This is a genomic window from Sphingomonas sp. Leaf67 (assembly GCF_001421965.1).
GTDB lineage: Bacteria > Pseudomonadota > Alphaproteobacteria > Sphingomonadales > Sphingomonadaceae > Sphingomonas.
Map to the genome: position 1 here is coordinate 367543 of NZ_LMLP01000021.1, position 16541 is coordinate 384083.

Sequence of the window (16541 nt, forward strand, 5' to 3'; positions counted from 1 at the left end):
CCGTTTTATTTGAGGGCGATGTCAGCCCAGCTTTTCGACCATCAGCTTGGTCAGATCAGCCTCGGGGCGCGCGCCATAGTGCGAGATGATCTCGGCAGCGCACAGTGCGCCGAGCTTCAGCGAGCGTTCAATGTCGTAGCCATGCGACTGGCCGTGCAGGAAGCCGGCGGCGAACAGGTCGCCTGCGCCGGTCGTGTCGACGACGCGATCGATCGGCTGGGCGGGCACGCTGGTGCGCTCGCCGCCGGTCACCGCGATCGCGCCGTGTTCGCCACGGGTTACCACCAGCACCGGCACCTGCGCGCTCACCTGCTCGACCGCCACGTCGAAATTATCGACGTGGGCCAGCGCCAATAGCTCGCCCTCGTTGGCGAACAGGATGTCAACCTGCCCCTCGGCGATCAGCGCGCGGAAATCGTCGCCGTGGCGCGAGATGCAGAAGGTGTCGGACAGGGTGAAGGCGACCTTGCGCCCCGCATCCCGCGCGATGCGGATGCCGGCCCGCATCGCGGCGCGCGGCTCTTCCGGGTCCCACAAATATCCTTCGAGATACAGGATCGCGCCGCTGGCGATCAGGTCGGCATCCAGTGCCGCTTCCGGCAGGAACTGCGACGCACCGAGAAAGGTGTTCATCGTCCGCTGCCCGTCGGGCGTGACGAAGATCAGGCAGCGGGCGGTCGTCGGTTCGCCGGGACGGGTCGGGGTATCGAAGCGGACGCCGGCGGCACGGATGTCATGCGCGAACACTGCACCCAGCTGATCGTCGGCGACCTGCCCGATGAACCCGGTCTTGCCGCCCAGCGCAGCGATGCCTGCAACGGTGTTTGCCGCCGACCCGCCGGAAATCTCGCGGCCCGGCCCCATCTTCGCATAGAGCGCATCGGCATCGGCAGGCGAGAAGACGAGCTGCATCGACCCCTTTGTCATGCCCTCGGCGGCAAGGAAGGCATCGTCGGACTGCGCCAGAATATCGACGATGGCGTTGCCGATCGCGACGACGTCGAGCGTGGGTTGGGTCAAATAAGGTCTCCGAACAATCGATCCGCCGCCAGCATAGGCGGGGACATAGGCGTTCGCGTTAGCCAGCGGCGTGGGGGCAGGCAAGGCGTTGACGGCGGGCGGCACTCCCCGCATCGTCGCCGGCGATGATCGAAAGCTTTCTTCTGTCCGTGCGCCAACTCGGCGACCGCGCGTTTCTGCGTGTGCTGGCCAAGTCGCTGGCGCTGACCCTGTTTCTACTGGCCTTGCTCGGCGCGGCGATCGCGTGGGGTGCGCACTGGCTGACCGCCGATTTCCTGCTGCTGGGTGACGATGCCGGCACGCTGGCGGCGGTGGCGGCGGCCATCGCCGCGATCGGGATCGCGTGGCTGCTGTTCCGCATCGTCGCGATCGCGGTGATCGGCGTGTTCGCCGACGACGTGGTCGAGGCGGTCGAGGCGAAGCATTACCCCGCCGCGCTCGCCACCGCCCGCCCGGTACCGCTCGGCCGGTCGCTGGCGATGAGCGGGATGTCGGCGCTCCGCGCATTGGTGGTCAACCTGTTCTTCCTGCCGCTCTATCTGGTGCTGCTGGCAACCGGGATCGGGACGGCGGCGGTGTTCTTCGTCGTCAATGGCTGGCTGCTCGGCCGCGACCTGTCGGACATGGTCGCGGCACGTCATTTGCCGCCGGCAGCCATGGCCGCCGAACGGTCCGCCACGGGCGGGCGACGCTTCGTGCTGGGGCTTGCCGGAACCGGATTGCTGCTTGTGCCGTTTGTGAGTTTCGTTGCGCCCCTGATCGGTGCGGCGATGGCGACGCATCGGTTCCACCGGCGACGCCCGCGGGGGGACGGACATGCGTAGCGGTTTCATCGCAGTCGTCGCGGGGTTGACCCTGTCGGCCTGCGCAGCATCGACCGGACCGGTCGTGCGCCAGAACGTCCTGCCCGTCCCCCCGCGCCCGACCTATGGCACCGTCGGCCTTGAACGCGTGCTGGGCCAGAATGCCAATGCCCTGACCGGCCTGTTCGGCCAGCCGCAACTCGACCTGACCGAGGGGGCCGGGCGCAAGCTGCAGTTCGGATCGAACATCTGCGTGCTCGACGCCTATCTCTACCCGCCGCAGGCCGGGGGCGTGCCGGTGGTGCGCCATATCGATTCCCGCCAGCGCAACGGCGCACCCATCGACCGCGCCAGCTGCGTCGCCGCCCTGACCCGCCGCGACGGTGGCCGCTGACGCCTCGCAACCTTTCCAAACCGGTGGCACGACGCCGCCGACCGCCCCACGCCGGAGTACATCCATGAAGCAACTCGTAGCCTTCGACCTCGACGGAACCCTGGCCGAAAGCAAACAGCAACTGACCGAGGCGATGGGCGAAGCACTCGCCGACCTGCTGGGCGTCGCGCATGTTGCGATCATCTCCGGCGGCGACTGGCCGCAGTTCGAAAAGCAGGTCGCCACCCGCCTGCCCGACCGCGCCGATCTTACCCGCCTGTGGATGATGCCGACCAGCGGCACCAAGCTCTACATCTTTGGCGACGGGCGCTGGAACGCGGTCTATGCCGACCTGTTCGACGACGAAACCAAGGCCAAGATCCTTGCGGCGTTCGATGCGGCGCTGGAGGCGACCGGCTTCGTTCCCGAACAGACGTGGGGCGAGCGGATCGAGGATCGCGGCAGCCAGATCACGTTCTCGGCACTGGGCCAGCAGGCCCCGATCGATGCCAAGGAACATTGGGACCCCAAGTTCGAGAAGCGCAAGATCATTCAGGCCGACCTGAAGCAGCGGCTACCGGGCCTGTCGATCAACATGGGCGGCGCGACGTCGATCGACATCACCAAGGAAGGCGTCGACAAGGCGACCGGCCTCGCAAAGCTGGCCGATGTCAGCGGCATCGCCACCGACGACATGCTGTTCATCGGCGATGCGATCTTCCCCGGCGGCAACGACTATGCGCCGAAGGCCGCGGGCATGGACACGGTTAAGATCCGCGACCCGCAGGAAACGCTGGCGGTGATCGAGGCGATCGTCGCCTGCCAGAAGTAACCACGCCCCCTGCCCCGCCGCGCGCGGGGCGGGGTTTGCGGGTCAAAGGTCACGAAAGTCACACTTGCCGCGTTTTCGTCGCACGCTTCGCGCCCGGCCATTCGACGTCTGATTTGAATCGACCGTAGAAAGAGCGCCCGCAACGATAGGCTCAACATTCCCCTGTAGGACAGTGGCGATGTCGGACGAGGCCGGGGCAGGTGGCGCATGAAACGGACACGGTGGTCCCGCGGGTGGACGGCACGAACATTGACGGTACTGATCGTGGTCGGGCCGATGCTGGTGATCCTGATCGCGGCGATTTATGCCGTCGTGACGTCACCCGACGACATGACATGGGCCCGTCGGCACGCCGGGGTGCGGACCGAGGTGCCGACCTGGCAGGTCCAACTGGTCGCCTTGCCACCATTACTGTTCGTGTCCGGACTGCTGCTCTGGTGGCTCGGCAAGTCGATATTGCGGGCTTATCGCGAGAACCGCGATGGCGCTTGCGCCGATGCAGGCAGCGGCATGGATGCCGCGCTGCTAGTGCCGGGCGAGGTCATTTGGTGGCAAGGGAAACAGGGCTGGCGTAGCCTGACCTCGACGCGGTTGACCGTGCTTGGCCTGTTTGCAGTCGGTTTGACCGGTATTCTGCTGATGCTGTGGTCGGTCGGGACCGGCGATGTCCATCCCTGGCTCAGGACGTTCTGGTTTGTCTTTGTCCTGTTTGTCTTTTCCGGTCCGTTGGGCATGGCGATCCTCCACGGCCCAGAAGCGATGCAGCAGCTATGGTATGACAGCTTCGGAACGATGGCGGTGACCGACCGACGGGTCATCTGGATCGCGCCATCGAACGGGTTCGTGTACCGGGAGATCGCTGGCGGCGATCTGGTCGAGGCCGGGCTGGTCGAGGGAAACGACGCGCGCGGCTGGATCGCGCTGGTCGAACGGCGCGGGACCGACAACGTAAACGAAATCGATGCCCGCGGTGTGCCGGAGCCAATGGCGGCATTGTCGGCCCTCGGCTCACTCATGCGGCAAGGGACGGTCGCGACGCCTTGATCCGCCATGCCGGTCGACGGCACGATCGCGCTATTTTCCGGCGGGCGGGCGGTAGAAGCGGGACAGCGCATATTCGTTGCGGCCGCGATTGGTCTTGACCGCCAGACGCTGCATCACGTCGCGTAGGCCCATCTTCGACAGCATCAGTTGCGTGGCGACGATCGAGCCGCGCAGCGTCATTTTTTCGGCGAGCGATCGGCGGGCGAGAAGCCGTGCCGTCCGATCGTCGCCCTGCAACCAGTGGACGACCGCTGCCCGGGCGAGGCCGCCGGCGATCTTCTTGGATCGCGGCATGTAATAGGGCGCGAGGACGCCGTGGCGGTCGATGACATCCGCGTTAGCCCCGCTCGATAGCGCATCGACAAAGGCGTCGTGGCCGACCGCCGAATAGAGTTCATGCTCGGCGAATTTGGGGGCGGAGGCGTTGACGCCGTCGCGGAACAGGAACCGCCGGTACAACAGCCGATCGACATAGCCGAAATCGCCGATCCGGCTCATCCGCCGGAACAGGTCGGTTGCCTGCGCCACCCGGAAGAACGGGCGATAGCCGCCCGCCGCGAGATAGGCCGAGCGGCGGAACATGACCTCGCCGTGCGATATCCCGAACCCGGTGACCATCGGTCCCTTGCGGATCGCTGCGGCGGGTTGGACGACATACCCCTTGCCGCCCTCCTCGACATTTTCGATCGCGCAGCCGACGGCGACGACGTCGGGATGCGCGAGCAGGAAGTCGCGTTGCGCGCGCAACCGTCCCGGCAGACTCTCGTCGCCTGCGCCATGGACGGCGATGAAGTCGGTGTCGGCGGCCGCGCAGGCCGCTGCCATCGTTGCGGTAAACCCCGTATTCGGTTGCGCGATCACCGTCAGGTTCGGTGCCGACAGCGCGCGAAGTTCGGCCAGCGTATCGTCGCGCGAACCGTCATCGATGGCGACGATCCGCACATCGTCGCAATCCTGCGACAGCAGCGATTCGATCGATGGCCGGACCCGGCTGGCCCGATTGTGGAACACCGTGATGACCGTGATGCTCGCCATGGTCCGTCCCCCCCTGCCCCCGCACACGAAACGGGCCGCGCCTCCGGTCGGAGACGCGGCCCGCCCTAGCCGTCAAGTGGCGCGCTTACGCGGCCAGCTTGCGCAGCACGTACTGCAGGATGCCACCGTTCAGGAAATATTCCAGTTCGTTGACGGTATCGATGCGGCACTTGGTCTGGAACGTCTCGGTCGTGCCGTCGGCGCGGACCATGATGACGTCGACGTCCTGACGCGGACGGATGCCGGCAACCCCCTGGATCGTGAAGGTTTCGTCGCCGGTCAGGCCGAGCGTCTGGCGGGTCACGCCTTCGGCGAACTGCAGCGGCAGGACGCCCATGCCGACGAGGTTCGAACGGTGGATCCGTTCGAAGCTTTCGGTGATGACGGCGCGGACGCCGAGCAGGTTGGTGCCCTTTGCCGCCCAGTCGCGCGACGAGCCGGTGCCATATTCCTTGCCGGCGATGACGACCAGCGGTGTGCCGTCGGCCTTGTGGCGCATGGCGGCGTCGTAGATCGGCATGACCTCGCCGTCATAGCGGCTCATGCCGCCTTCGACGCCGGGGACCATTTCGTTCTTGATGCGGATGTTGGCGAAGGTGCCACGCATCATGACATCGTGGTTGCCGCGGCGGGCGCCGTAGCTGTTGAAGTCGCGACGGCTAACCTGATGTTCTTGCAGGAAAGTTCCGGCCGGGCTGTCCGCCTTGATGCTGCCGGCGGGCGAGATGTGGTCGGTGGTGATCGAATCGCCGAGGATCGCCAGCGGCTTTGCCTCGATGATGTCCGACGTCGGGTTCGGGGTCATCGTAAGGCCGTCAAAATAGGGCGGATTGGCGATGTAGGTGCTCGACGTCGGCCAGTTGTAGGTGTCCGACCCCTCGACCGAAATGCCCGCCCAGTGCTTGTCGCCGGCATAGACGTTGCCATAGCGCGACCGGAACATGCCGTCGTCGATGTTGGCGGCCATCAGGTCGGCGACCTCTTCGTTGGTCGGCCAGATGTCCTTCAGATACACGTCCTGCCCGTCGGTGCCCTGCCCGATCGGGGTCGACACCATATCCTCGGTCACGGTCCCCTTCAGCGCGTACGCCACGACCAGCGGCGGCGAGGCGAGGAAGTTGGCGCGGACGTCGGCCGACACGCGGCCTTCGAAGTTGCGGTTGCCCGACAGGACCGAGGCAGCGACGATGTCGTTGCCGTTGATCGCCGCCGAGATCGGCGCGGCCAGCGGACCCGAATTGCCGATGCAGGTCGTGCAGCCATAGCCGACGAGGTTGAAGCCGACCGCGTTCAGATCGGCGGTCAGCCCGGCCTTGTCGAGATAGTCGGTCACGACCTGCGAACCCGGTGCCAGCGAGGTCTTGACCCACGGCTTGGGCTTGAGGCCGAGCGCATTCGCCTTGCGCGCGACGAGGCCGGCGGCGACCAGCACCGACGGATTCGACGTGTTGGTGCAGCTGGTGATCGCGGCGATGACGACGTCGCCGTCGCCGATATCATGGGTCGCACCCTCGACCGGGGTGCGGACGGCAGCGGCCTTCTTGTACACGTTGGTCAGGTCGGCATTGAAGACGTCGTCGACGTTCGGCAGCTCGACGCGGTCCTGCGGACGCTTCGGACCGGCGAGCGACGGCACGACCGACGACATGTCGAGTTCGAGCGTGTCGGTGAAGATCGGATCGACGGCGTTCTCGTCGCGCCAGAAGCCGTTGGCCTTCGCATAGGCTTCGGTCAGCGCGATTACTTCGGCCGGACGCGCTGTCAGGCGCATATAGTCGATCGTCTTGTCGTCGATCGGGAAGAAGCCGCAGGTCGCGCCATATTCGGGGGCCATGTTGGCGATCGTCGCACGATCGGCCAGCGTCATCGACGACAGGCCCGGACCGTAGAATTCGACGAAACGGCCGACCACGCCGCGCGCGCGCAGCATCTGCGTGACGGTCAGCACGAGGTCGGTGGCGGTGATGCCCTCACCCAGCTTGCCGGTCAGCTTGAAGCCGACGACTTCGGGAATCAGCATCGACACCGGCTGACCCAGCATCGCCGCTTCCGCCTCGATGCCGCCCACGCCCCAGCCGAGCACGCCAAGGCCGTTGACCATCGTCGTATGGCTGTCGGTGCCGACCAGCGTGTCCGGGTAGGCGATCGTGCCGCTGCCATCGGTCGATTCCGACGACCACACCGCCTGCGCGACATATTCGAGGTTCACCTGGTGGCAGATGCCGGTACCCGGCGGGACCACCGAGAAATTGTCGAGCGCCTTCGATCCCCATTTCAGGAATTCATAGCGTTCGATGTTGCGCTGATATTCCAGCTCGACATTCTGTTCGGCCGCCTTGGGCGTGCCGAATTCGTCGACCATGACCGAGTGGTCGATCACGAGGTGGACCGGAACCTGCGGATTGATCTTGCCCGCGTCGCCGCCAAGCTTGGTGATCGCATCGCGCATCGCCGCCAGATCGACCACGCAGGGAACGCCGGTGAAGTCCTGCATCAGCACGCGCGCCGGGCGATACTGGATTTCACGGTCCGACCGGGCATCCTTCTGCCAGTCGACGATCGCCTGCGCGTCCTCGGGCGTGACGGTCACGCCGTCCTCGAAGCGGAGCATGTTTTCGAGCAGCACCTTCATCGAGAAGGGCAGTCGCGACACGTCGCCGAGCTTTGCCGACGCCTTTGCCAGCGAATAATAGGAATAGGTCTTGCCGTCGACATCGAGCGTATCGCGGGTGCCGAGCGTGTCCTGGCCGATTGCGGTCATGCGGATCCTTCCCAGTTGGTCGCGGGCGGGATCGATCGGCCGAAGGCCGTCGACGTGCATGCCGCCGCGGGAGGTTATCGAGCTGTACCGGTGCGCCTTAGCAACCGTATAAAGCCGGGGGAAGTGGTTGAATCCGTCGGACAGGGGGTCGATGGACGACTTTTAGTCCATCACAAATGCTTTCGCTTTGCAATAGCGATAATCTCCGTTTTGTCGGGGTAGAGCGGGGTTTGAATAGGCCCCTCCCTTTTCAGGGTTTCTGGGCGGACGCCTCAGGTTATGACGGAACCCCGCCGTACCCCCGCGCAGGCGGGGGTCCAGGGCGGCACACGCAACTCGTTGTTCTGCTTGGTCCTGGACCCCCGCCTGCGCGGGGGTACGCTGGACGAGGGGTGCCGAATTTTCGCAGCGGTTTCCCTCCCATCGCGGGGAGATAGTCCTTTCCTACAGCGTAGACGTTCCCTTAACGTTCCGTCACAATCTCGGGGGATGGGCGATGGCGGAATATCGGGTGCGGCATGACGGGTGGACGCCGCAGCGGCAGCGGGCGTTCCTGCGGGCGTTGAGCGAGACGGGATCGGTGCGCGACGCCTGTGCGCGGGCGCAGATTTCGACGGCCTCCGCTTATCGGATGCGCGACCGGTCGGCGGCGTTCGACCGGGCGTGGCGGCGGGCGCTGGCCAAGGTCGCGCCGACGATCGAGCAGGCGGCCTATGAACGCGCGGTGCTGGGGTGGGAGGAGCCGGTCTGGCATGGCGGCAAGATCGTCGGGCATCGGCGGCGCTATTCGGACGGGCTGTTGCGGTTGCTGCTGACGCGCGGCGTGTCCGCCGGGTCGGAGGACCCGGAGGACCGGCCGTTGAAGGGCGGATGGGACCGTGCGACGCAGGCAGAGACCGATGCGATGCTGCTCGCCAATCTCCGCGGGTTGAAGCGCCGGATGGAGACCGAGGCGGCGCGCAAGGCCTTGCCCGCGGCGGCCCCGGTCGCCACCACGGCACCGACACAGACGGGGAATAACGATGCAGGTGACGCGGATCGGGGGACGGCGCGTGCTGTTCGTCATGGCGACGGACCACGAATATGGACCCTGTCTGGCTGAACGCTTCGTGCCGGTCATTACCGGGGTCGGGCCGGTCGAGGCGGCGATCGGCACGACTCAGGCGCTGGCCGGGATGACGGACCTGCCCGATCTGGTCGTGTCGATCGGATCGGCGGGGTCGCGGCGGTTGCCGCTCGGGTCGATCTGGCAGGTCGCCAGCGTGTCGTGGCGCGACATGGATGCGACGCGGATCGGCGTGCCGAAAGGGGTGACGCCCTTTGCCGATCATCCCGCCGAACTGCCGCTGGCGACGCCGCTCGACTGGCCGGTGGCGCGGCTGTCGACCGGGGCGGATATCGTCGGCGGTGACGCGTATGACGCGATCGATGCCGAGTTGGTCGATATGGAGACGTTCGCGGTGCTGCGTGCCTGCGGGCGGTTCGGGGTGCCGGTGATGGGGTTGCGTGGGGTTTCGGACGGGCCGGGCGAGCTGGAAGCGCTGGGCGGGTGGACGGCGATGCTTGGGGTGCTCGACGAACGGCTGGCGGTGGCGGTGGATTTGCTGCGGTAGAAGGAAGATCAGGGTTCACGCGAAGGCGCGGAGACGCGGAGGAGTTGCGTTCCGGGTGAGCGCTCGCGAACGGGAGACGGAATTATCCGTTGCCAGCGAGCGAGAGGCCGCTGGCGCGGGTACGGTCACCCCGGACGTAACCCCTCCGCGTCTTCGCGCCTTCGCGTGAACCGACTTTTCCCTACGCCTTGTCGAGAAACACCACGCCGGGAATGGCCAGCCGCGCCGGCGTCGGGCGTACCGGGCCGTCGACGGTCACGTCGAACACCGCCACGGTGCCGCTGCGTTCGTTGGCGACCAGCAACTGGCCGGTTTCCTCCAGCAACAGGAAGAAGCGCGGCCAGTCGCCGCCGCAGTCGATATGCTGGACGAGCGTCGCGGTGCCGTCTTCGGCGAGGTCGAACACCGCGATGCTGTTATGGCCGCGGTTCGAGGCGAAGAGACGACGGCCGGCGCTGTCGATGGCGATGTGGGCGGCCTGCGACTGCCCCGTCCAGCCGGGCGGGAGCAGCGAAATGGTGGCGCGGGTGGTGAAGCTGCCATCGGCCTGAGCATCCAGCGTGACCAGCGTGTTGGCCAGTTCGGTGACGACATAGGCCATCGTCAGCGTCGGGTGATAGGCCATATGGCGCGGGCCGGCGCCGGGCGGTGCGCGCCATGCCACCACCGGCTCGGCGATCTCGCCGCTGTCGAGCGGATAGGCGAAGATGGTGTCCGCGCCGAGGTCGACCGAATGGCAGAAGCGATCGTTCGGGGTGAAGCCGACCCAGTGGGCGTGCGGGGCGCCCTGCCGATCCTTGTTCGGGCCGGTACCGCTATGGCGGCGGACGATCGGCGGCTGCGGCAGGCCGGCGGCGAGCGGGTAGAGCGCGACGGTACCCGACGAATAATTGGCGACGGCGAGCAGATTGCCGCGATGGTTGAGCGCGACGTGGCAGGGATCGTCGCCGCCGCTGGGCAGATCGGCGAAGATCTTGCCCTGATGATCGGTGGCGATCAGCCGGCCGGCGGCCGACTCGCGGACCAGATACCGCATCGCGCCGCGCGATACACCGAACGAAATGTTGGTGAGCGCGGTGTCGGCGGTGCCGACGCTCCAGCCGGTGCCGCGCGCGGGGAGCGCGTACAGGCCTTTTCCGCCCGGCCTGGCATAGGTGCCGGCGATCAGGTCCGGCCCACGCCCGGCCGCCCGGACGGGGACGGCGGCGAGCGTGGCGGTGGCGGCCATGCCGGCCAAGAGCGTGCGTCGGGTGATCATCCCGACGCTATGCCCGTGGCTGGACGTGCGCGCAATCAGGCGGGGGCGAACACGCCACAGGCGATGCGCCCGCCCGAATTGCCCGACGGATCGGTCTTGTAGTCGTCGGCATTGGCGTGGATGACGAAGGCCGCGCCATCGACGTCGAGCAGACCGTCCATCGTGCCGGCGGGCAGCTCGACGGTGACCGATCCGGTGCCATCTGCACCGATCGTCAGGTTGGGCGCGTCGCCGGCATGTGGACCGGCGGGATTGCTGGTGCCGTGCTGCTTCGACGTCGGGTTCCAGTGACCGCCGGCGGTGGTGAAGTCGGGCGCATCGCAGCGGCCGATGGTGTGGACGTGCGCACCATGGACACCGGCGGGCATGCCGCGCGCGTCGACGCGGATCTGGATGCCGTTCGCGGTCTGCGTGGCGGTGACGGTGCCGACATCGGCACCGGCTGCGGTGCGGAGCGGCGCGGTGGCGCTGCGCCCGGCGGCGCTGCCCGATCCGGCGGTGGTGGTGGTGCAGCCGGCAAGCGCGGCGGCGGCGACGGCGGTCAGGATGGTGGCACGCAGCATGATCGGAATTCCCTGTAATCTCGGGGACGCAATGATCGGGAGCGCCCGGCGGTTCCTTTACTGAGGCATCGGTCCGGCGAGCAGCAGCGGGTCGATGCGCGCATCGTGCCACTTCATGCCCCAGTGGAGATGCGGGCCGGTGGCGCGGCCGGTCGCGCCGATCGCCCCGACGACCTGCCCCTGCGTGACCCGGTCGCCGACCGCCACGTCGATGCGCGACAGGTGCAGGAACGCGCTGTTCAATCCCATGCCGTGGTCGATCATCAGCAAATTGCCTTCGAGAGTGAAGGGCGTAGCGGCGGCGAGGATGACGACACCGTCGGCGGGCGCGGCGACGGGCGTGCCGGACGGGCGGGCAACGTCGACGCCCGAATGATAGGCGCCGGGTTCGCCGGCATAGATACGCTGCGCTCCGAACAGGCCGGAGATACGCCCCCGGACCGGCCAGACGAACCGCTGTCGCCAGCCCTGCGCATCGGTCACCCGGTCGCGCGCGGCGGCGATCTGCGCCAGTTCGGGGGCGCGGCGGCGCTGGAATTCGGGAGTGGGCTGCGACACGCGCGGCAGGGTCGTCAGGCGCTCGATCCGCCATGCGCGCGGGGCGATGGTCAGGGGGCGGACCAGCCGGCGGCCATCGGGCAGGGTCGCGACCAGCGTGGCGGCGGGGCCGGCGTCGCGGTCGAACGCGATCAGGAACGCGCCGTCGGGCGCGACCGCCACCGGCTGTCCGTTCAGGGTCAGGGTCGTGCCGGGCGGAACCTGTCCGGTCATCGCCGCCCCCTGCCCCGGCGATCCGGCCAGCATGATCGGGGGCGCGGGTGCGGGCTGGACCGCCACCAGCAGCGTGGCGGCGAACGCGATCACTGCGGGGCCATCGCCTTCGTCGATGCCTCGGCGTCGATATAGGGTTCCTGCCGCGCCGCGCTCCAGTAGCGCAGTTCGTCGAGCGGGATACGCGCGCCGGTGACCGCGCAGGTCACGAAGTCGCCATCGACCAGCACCCGGAAATTGTTCGTCAGATAGTGCAGCTTGGCGGGGCGGCTTTCGGTTGTCAGCATCGATCGGGTCCGGTTCTACAGCAAGGTGGGTTGCGCGGGCGAGACATAGGCGCGGCCAGGGGTGCGCTCAACCTTCGCGTCCAGCGCGCCGTCGCCGAAGTGGAGTTGCAGCGCGCCCGCCGCGCGCGCTTCGGCGGCCGACGTCACCGTCTTGCCGGTGGCGCGGGCGGTGACGCGGACATAGCCTTTTTGCAGGAGATTGTCGGGATCGACCTGCGCCAGCATCCGCGCCGTCCCCTCGAACTGCGCGCGGGCCTGCGCCAGCCGCTGGGTCAGCATCGCTGGCCTGAGCGCATGGCCATGGCGGTCGAGATTGCGGCGCGCGGTCGCGACCCGGCGTTCGAGCGCCAGCGACAGGCGGGCGGCGACATCGTCGAGCCGCTGGCGCTGCGGCCCCAGCAGCGCGTCGCGGCGCGGCATGACGCGGACCAGCGCCGCCAGCTGCTCGGTCCCGCGTTCATGATAGCGGCGGACGATCCGCTGGGTGCGCAGCGACAGCGTGGCGATGGTGTGCGCCAGTTCGGCGCGGACCGGTACCGCGATCTCGGCGGCGGCGGTCGGCGTCGGCGCGCGCAGATCGGCAGCGTGATCGCACAACGTCGTATCGGTTTCGTGGCCGACCGCAGAGATGACCGGGATCGGCGAGGCGGCGACCGCGCGCACCACGATCTCTTCGTTGAACGACCACAAATCCTCGATCGAGCCGCCGCCGCGTGCGACGATCAGCAGGTCGGGGCGGCGGACCGGTCCGTCCTCCGGCAGCGCGCTGAAGCCCTGCACTGCCGCAGCGATCTCCGCCGCCGAGCCTTCGCCCTGCACCTTGACCGGCCAGACGATGACATGGGTCGGGCAGCGATCCTCCAGCCGGTGGAGGATGTCGCGGATGACCGCGCCGGTGGGCGAGGTGACGATGCCGATGGTGCGCGGCAGGAACGGCAGGCGGCGTTTCTTCGCCGGGTCGAACAGCCCCTCGCCCGCCAGCTTACCTTTAAGCTTTTCGAGCAGCGCCATCAGCGCGCCTTCACCGGCCAGTTCCATCCGGTCGATCACGATCTGATAGCGCGAGCGGCCGGGATAGGTGGTCAGCTTGCCGCTGGCGATCACCTCGACACCGTCCTGCGGCGTGAACGGCAGGCTGCCCGCCGAGCCACGCCACATTACCCCGTCGATCAGCGCCGAATCATCCTTCAGGCACAGATAGACATGGCCCGACGACGCGCGCTTGTAGCCCGAAATCTCACCGCGCAGGCGGACGCGGCCGAATTCGCCCTCGACCATGCGCTTGAGGCGACCGGCCAGTTCGGACACGCTTTCGGGCGCGGCGTTGTCGCCGGGCTGTTGCTCGGCTACGAGCCGGCTCGACTGAAAACCGGGGAAGCGATCGTCCATGAATGTCCTGTTGATCGGATCGGGTGGGCGCGAACATGCGCTGGCGTGGAAGCTGGCGCGTTCGCCGCTCCTAGGTACGCTTTATGCCGCACCGGGCAACCCCGGCATCGGCAACCACGCGACGCTGGTGCCGCTGGACGTGAACGATCACGCCGCGGTGGTGCGGTTCTGCGTCGAACGGACGGTCAGGCTGGTGGTGGTCGGGCCCGAAGCGCCGCTGGTCGCGGGGCTGGCCGACGATCTGCGGGCGGCGGGCATCGCGACCTTCGGCCCGTCGGCGGCGGCCGCGCAGCTCGAAGGATCGAAGGGCTATACCAAGGACCTGTGCCGCGAGGCCGATATCCCGACCGCCGGCTATGTCCGCGTCACCGACCTAGACAGCGGGATCGCCGCGCTGTCCCCCTTCTCGCTGCCGGTGGTCATCAAGGCCGATGGTCTGGCGGCGGGCAAGGGCGTGACGATCGCGATGGACCGGACCGAGGCGGAGGACGCGCTGGCCGCGATCTTCGACAAGCCCGGCGGCGAGGCGGTGATCGAGGAGTTTCTGAGCGGCGAGGAAGCCAGCCTGTTCGTGCTGACCGACGGCGTGTCGCTGATGCCGTTCGGATCGGCGCAGGACCACAAGCGCGTCGGCGACGGCGATGTCGGGCCGAATACCGGCGGCATGGGTGCCTATTCGCCGGCCCCCGTACTGACGCCCGCGCTGGAGCAACTGGCGATCGACACGATCGTCCGGCCGACCGTCGCGGCGATGGCGGCGCGCGGCACGCCCTATTCGGGGGTGCTCTATGCCGGGCTGATGCTGACCGATCGGGGCCCCAAGCTGATCGAATATAATGCGCGGTTCGGCGATCCCGAATGTCAGGTGCTGATGGCGCGGCTCGACAGCGATCTGTTGCCACTGTTGCTGGCGGTGGCCGAGGGTCGGCTGGCGGAAGCGGAAGCGCCGGTATTTTCGAACGACAGCGCGCTGACGGTGGTCATGGCCGCGCCCGGCTATCCGGGGACGCCCGAGACCGGCAAACCGATCGGCGGGATCGATGCGGCCGAGGCGGCAGGCACGACCGTGTTCCACGCGGGAACCCGGATGGGCGATGCGGGCGTTGTCACTGCCGGAGGCCGGGTGCTGGCCGTCACCGCGCGCGGGGCGACCGTCACCACCGCACAGGCGGCGGCGTATCGCGGCGTCGATGCGCTGGACTTCCCCGGTTTTTGCCGCCGCGACATCGGCTGGCGCGAAGTCGCACGTGAGAATGGGCAGGATTAGAGCATGCAGGATAGCGGTACGACCCCGTTGCAATCGCCGGGCTTTCTGGGCGCGCTGACCACGGTGCATTTCGTCATCATCGCGCTGCTGGCGGTGCTGGTCATCATCGGCATCGGCTATGGAATGAAACTGGCGCGCGAGCGGCGCTCGGCGACGCGTGAGCTGGAGGATGCCGGGCATCTGGAGCGGACCGGCGACGTGCCGGCGGCCGATCCCGACCGGCCGGCGGAAACGATCGCGCCGAGCGAGCCGGCGCGGGTCGAACCGCCAGCGCCCATACTGATCGAACCGGTCGCACCGGTCGTGGAGGAGCCCGCTGCGCCGGTCGTGCAGGAACCGACCGCAATCCCCGTGGAACCGCCGGTCGCCGCGCCCGAGCCGGCGCGTGCGCCGTTCGTCGAAACCGCCGCGCCGGTGGTGCCCGCCGCGCCGGCCGGGTCCGATCTGACCCGGTTGAAGGGGCTGGGTCCGAAGGTCGCGGCGATGCTGGTCGAACAGGGCATCCCCGATATCGCGACGCTGGCCCGGTTGCAGCCGGCCGAGGCGGACGATGTCGCGTCGCGGCTGGGCACGTTCGCGCCGCGCATGGCGAAGGACCGCTGGGTCGAACAGGCGCGCTATCTTGCGGCCGGGGATATCGCCGGGTTCGAGGCGGTGTTCGGGAAGTTGTGAGGGGGCGATTAGGGTCGATCGACATTCAGCGATAACCACGGAATTTCGTCATTCCCGCGCAGGCGGGAATCCATAGACGCCGAGTGTTTGGCTGGATCCGCGACGCTGGCGTATATGGACTCCCGCCCGCGCGGGAGTGACGAACGGGGATCGAAGGCTATTCCTGCGCCTAGCGAACTGAAGGTCGATCGCGACTAGTACTCAGCGCGTTACCGTCACCCTTCCCACCCGGCTCGGCCGGGCGGGCCCCTTCCCTCTCCCGATGGGAGAGGGAGGAAGCGGCAGCGCCGCAGAAGGGTGAGGGTGATGCCGGCTATCTTCAGCACGGTCGGTTTGCCGGCATGCCCCGAAGCGCGGGGCGTCGCTCGACCCGCTGCTGCATCGCCAGCACGACGAACAGCATCGCCGGCCAGAACACCGAGCAGGTGAAATCGACCGTCGTGTCGCTCCACCGCCATGATCCGAAGTTCAGACGGTTCAGCACCTCGTTCCCCGCCGCAACGACCAGTACCACGATGAACGGGACCGGGTGCGACAGCGGATAGCGGGTCACCAGCCGGGCGAGAATCAGCACGATCATGCCGGCATGGATATGCAACACCGCGTCCGACGCGTCGGTGTTGTCGCGTATCCACTGTACCAGCGACGCATATTCCGAAGAAATCTGCATGGAGCATGATTACCACCCGACACAATCGCAGCGCAACATTTTACATTGCATTGCAACATGGGTCGGATCGCTGCACGACTTATTGCTCCAGCAGCCTGTTAAAGGCGTGAACCGCCAAAGACCGTTGGCGCGAGACCTGTTGCGGATCGCGCTCCGCCTGCGATCGAACGCAGCCGAAAAATG

Annotated in this window: 17 protein-coding genes; 8 read left to right on the plus strand and 9 right to left on the minus strand. The window is 67.6% G+C overall.

The features are described from left to right. Positions 1 to 21 precede the first annotated feature (21 nt). Positions 22 to 1020 (minus strand): adenosine kinase, encoded by a 999-nt coding sequence (locus ASE90_RS13875; RefSeq protein ID WP_056001785.1) that lies wholly within the window; start codon positions 1018 to 1020, stop codon positions 22 to 24. 149 nt (positions 1021 to 1169) lie between these two features. On the opposite strand from ASE90_RS13875, the gene ASE90_RS13880 reads away from it, so the two are divergent. From ASE90_RS13880 to ASE90_RS13895, 4 genes are all read left to right on the plus strand, one after another. Beyond that, positions 1170 to 1844 (plus strand): EI24 domain-containing protein, encoded by a 675-nt coding sequence (locus ASE90_RS13880; protein ID WP_321163786.1) that lies wholly within the window; start codon positions 1170 to 1172, stop codon positions 1842 to 1844. Then, on the plus strand, positions 1837 to 2217 hold the full coding sequence (locus ASE90_RS13885; RefSeq protein WP_056001791.1) for a hypothetical protein: 381 nt from the start codon (positions 1837 to 1839) through the stop codon (positions 2215 to 2217). The genes ASE90_RS13880 and ASE90_RS13885 overlap by 8 nt, the downstream gene beginning before the upstream one ends. Positions 2218 to 2281: 64 nt before the next feature. Next, the gene (locus ASE90_RS13890) at positions 2282 to 3028 is read left to right on the plus strand and encodes an HAD-IIB family hydrolase (RefSeq protein WP_056001794.1); all 747 of its coding nucleotides are present in this window, start codon (positions 2282 to 2284) and stop codon (positions 3026 to 3028) included. Between the two features lie 276 nt (positions 3029 to 3304). Beyond that, on the plus strand, positions 3305 to 4072 hold the full coding sequence (locus tag ASE90_RS13895) for a hypothetical protein (protein WP_156361587.1): 768 nt from the start codon (positions 3305 to 3307) through the stop codon (positions 4070 to 4072). Positions 4073 to 4102: 30 nt separating this feature from the next. Here ASE90_RS13895 and ASE90_RS13900 read toward each other — a convergent pair whose 3' ends face one another. Both ASE90_RS13900 and acnA read right to left on the minus strand, forming a co-directional pair. Next, positions 4103 to 5107: a glycosyltransferase gene (locus ASE90_RS13900; protein ID WP_056001800.1), complete on the minus strand. Its 1005-nt coding sequence runs from the start codon at positions 5105 to 5107 to the stop codon at positions 4103 to 4105. An 85-nt stretch (positions 5108 to 5192) separates the two neighbouring features. Beyond that, positions 5193 to 7868 (minus strand): aconitate hydratase AcnA, encoded by a 2676-nt coding sequence (acnA, locus tag ASE90_RS13905; protein ID WP_056002331.1) that lies wholly within the window; start codon positions 7866 to 7868, stop codon positions 5193 to 5195. Between the two features lie 496 nt (positions 7869 to 8364). Between acnA and ASE90_RS13910 the strand changes: the two genes are divergently transcribed. Further along, positions 8365 to 8970, plus strand: coding sequence for a hypothetical protein (locus tag ASE90_RS13910; protein ID WP_056001802.1), 606 nt, complete (start codon positions 8365 to 8367; stop codon positions 8968 to 8970). After that, complete coding sequence (locus ASE90_RS13915) at positions 8933 to 9481, plus strand: 5'-methylthioadenosine/S-adenosylhomocysteine nucleosidase (protein WP_235531825.1); 549 nt, start codon at positions 8933 to 8935, stop codon at positions 9479 to 9481. The genes ASE90_RS13910 and ASE90_RS13915 overlap by 38 nt, the downstream gene beginning before the upstream one ends. Positions 9482 to 9662: 181 nt before the next feature. On the opposite strand, the gene ASE90_RS13920 is transcribed toward ASE90_RS13915, so the two are convergent. The 5 genes from ASE90_RS13920 to xseA are packed head-to-tail and all read right to left on the minus strand — an operon-like array spanning position 9663 to position 13749. After that, positions 9663 to 10739 (minus strand): lactonase family protein, encoded by a 1077-nt coding sequence (locus ASE90_RS13920; RefSeq protein WP_056001809.1) that lies wholly within the window; start codon positions 10737 to 10739, stop codon positions 9663 to 9665. A 35-nt stretch (positions 10740 to 10774) separates the two neighbouring features. After that, positions 10775 to 11302 carry a superoxide dismutase family protein gene (locus tag ASE90_RS13925; RefSeq protein WP_056001812.1) on the minus strand — a complete coding sequence of 176 codons (528 nt, stop codon included), beginning with the start codon at positions 11300 to 11302 and terminating at the stop codon, positions 10775 to 10777. Between the two features lie 57 nt (positions 11303 to 11359). Further along, positions 11360 to 12166, minus strand: a complete 807-nt coding sequence (locus tag ASE90_RS13930; RefSeq protein WP_056001815.1) for a M23 family metallopeptidase — start codon at positions 12164 to 12166, stop codon at positions 11360 to 11362. Beyond that, complete coding sequence (locus ASE90_RS13935; RefSeq protein ID WP_056001818.1) at positions 12163 to 12360, minus strand: DUF2093 domain-containing protein; 198 nt, start codon at positions 12358 to 12360, stop codon at positions 12163 to 12165. The genes ASE90_RS13930 and ASE90_RS13935 overlap by 4 nt, the downstream gene beginning before the upstream one ends. 15 nt (positions 12361 to 12375) lie before the next feature. Continuing rightward, positions 12376 to 13749, minus strand: a complete 1374-nt coding sequence (gene xseA / locus ASE90_RS13940) for an exodeoxyribonuclease VII large subunit (protein ID WP_056001820.1) — start codon at positions 13747 to 13749, stop codon at positions 12376 to 12378. Between xseA and purD the strand changes: the two genes are divergently transcribed. Then, positions 13748 to 15016 (plus strand): phosphoribosylamine--glycine ligase, encoded by a 1269-nt coding sequence (gene purD, locus ASE90_RS13945; protein WP_056001823.1) that lies wholly within the window; start codon positions 13748 to 13750, stop codon positions 15014 to 15016. The genes xseA and purD overlap by 2 nt on opposite strands. A gap of 3 nt (positions 15017 to 15019) precedes the next feature. Continuing rightward, positions 15020 to 15688, plus strand: coding sequence for a hypothetical protein (locus tag ASE90_RS13950; protein WP_056001826.1), 669 nt, complete (start codon positions 15020 to 15022; stop codon positions 15686 to 15688). Positions 15689 to 16007: 319 nt separating this feature from the next. On the opposite strand, the gene ASE90_RS13955 is transcribed toward ASE90_RS13950, so the two are convergent. Further along, on the minus strand, positions 16008 to 16358 hold the full coding sequence (locus tag ASE90_RS13955; protein ID WP_056001827.1) for a hypothetical protein: 351 nt from the start codon (positions 16356 to 16358) through the stop codon (positions 16008 to 16010). Positions 16359 to 16541 lie beyond the last annotated feature (183 nt).

Bases quoted from the DNA above. Each gene is read 5' to 3' on its own strand.
- ASE90_RS13885 (WP_056001791.1), top strand. From the start codon at position 1,837: ATGCGTAGCGGTTTCATCGCAGTCGTCGCGGGGTTGACCCTGTCGGCC.
- ASE90_RS13890 (WP_056001794.1), top strand. From the start codon at position 2,282: ATGAAGCAACTCGTAGCCTTCGACCTCGACGGAACCCTGGCCGAAAGC.
- ASE90_RS13895 (WP_156361587.1), top strand. From the start codon at position 3,305: ATGCTGGTGATCCTGATCGCGGCGATTTATGCCGTCGTGACGTCACCC.
- ASE90_RS13900 (WP_056001800.1), bottom strand. From the start codon at position 5,107: ATGGCGAGCATCACGGTCATCACGGTGTTCCACAATCGGGCCAGCCGG.
- acnA (WP_056002331.1), bottom strand. From the start codon at position 7,868: ATGACCGCAATCGGCCAGGACACGCTCGGCACCCGCGATACGCTCGAT.
- ASE90_RS13910 (WP_056001802.1), top strand. From the start codon at position 8,365: ATGGCGGAATATCGGGTGCGGCATGACGGGTGGACGCCGCAGCGGCAG.
- ASE90_RS13915 (WP_235531825.1), top strand. From the start codon at position 8,933: ATGGCGACGGACCACGAATATGGACCCTGTCTGGCTGAACGCTTCGTG.
- ASE90_RS13920 (WP_056001809.1), bottom strand. From the start codon at position 10,739: ATGATCACCCGACGCACGCTCTTGGCCGGCATGGCCGCCACCGCCACG.
- ASE90_RS13925 (WP_056001812.1), bottom strand. From the start codon at position 11,302: ATGCTGCGTGCCACCATCCTGACCGCCGTCGCCGCCGCCGCGCTTGCC.
- ASE90_RS13935 (WP_056001818.1), bottom strand. From the start codon at position 12,360: ATGCTGACAACCGAAAGCCGCCCCGCCAAGCTGCACTATCTGACGAAC.
- purD (WP_056001823.1), top strand. From the start codon at position 13,748: ATGAATGTCCTGTTGATCGGATCGGGTGGGCGCGAACATGCGCTGGCG.
- xseA (WP_056001820.1), bottom strand. From the start codon at position 13,749: ATGGACGATCGCTTCCCCGGTTTTCAGTCGAGCCGGCTCGTAGCCGAG.
- ASE90_RS13950 (WP_056001826.1), top strand. From the start codon at position 15,020: ATGCAGGATAGCGGTACGACCCCGTTGCAATCGCCGGGCTTTCTGGGC.
- ASE90_RS13955 (WP_056001827.1), bottom strand. From the start codon at position 16,358: ATGCAGATTTCTTCGGAATATGCGTCGCTGGTACAGTGGATACGCGAC.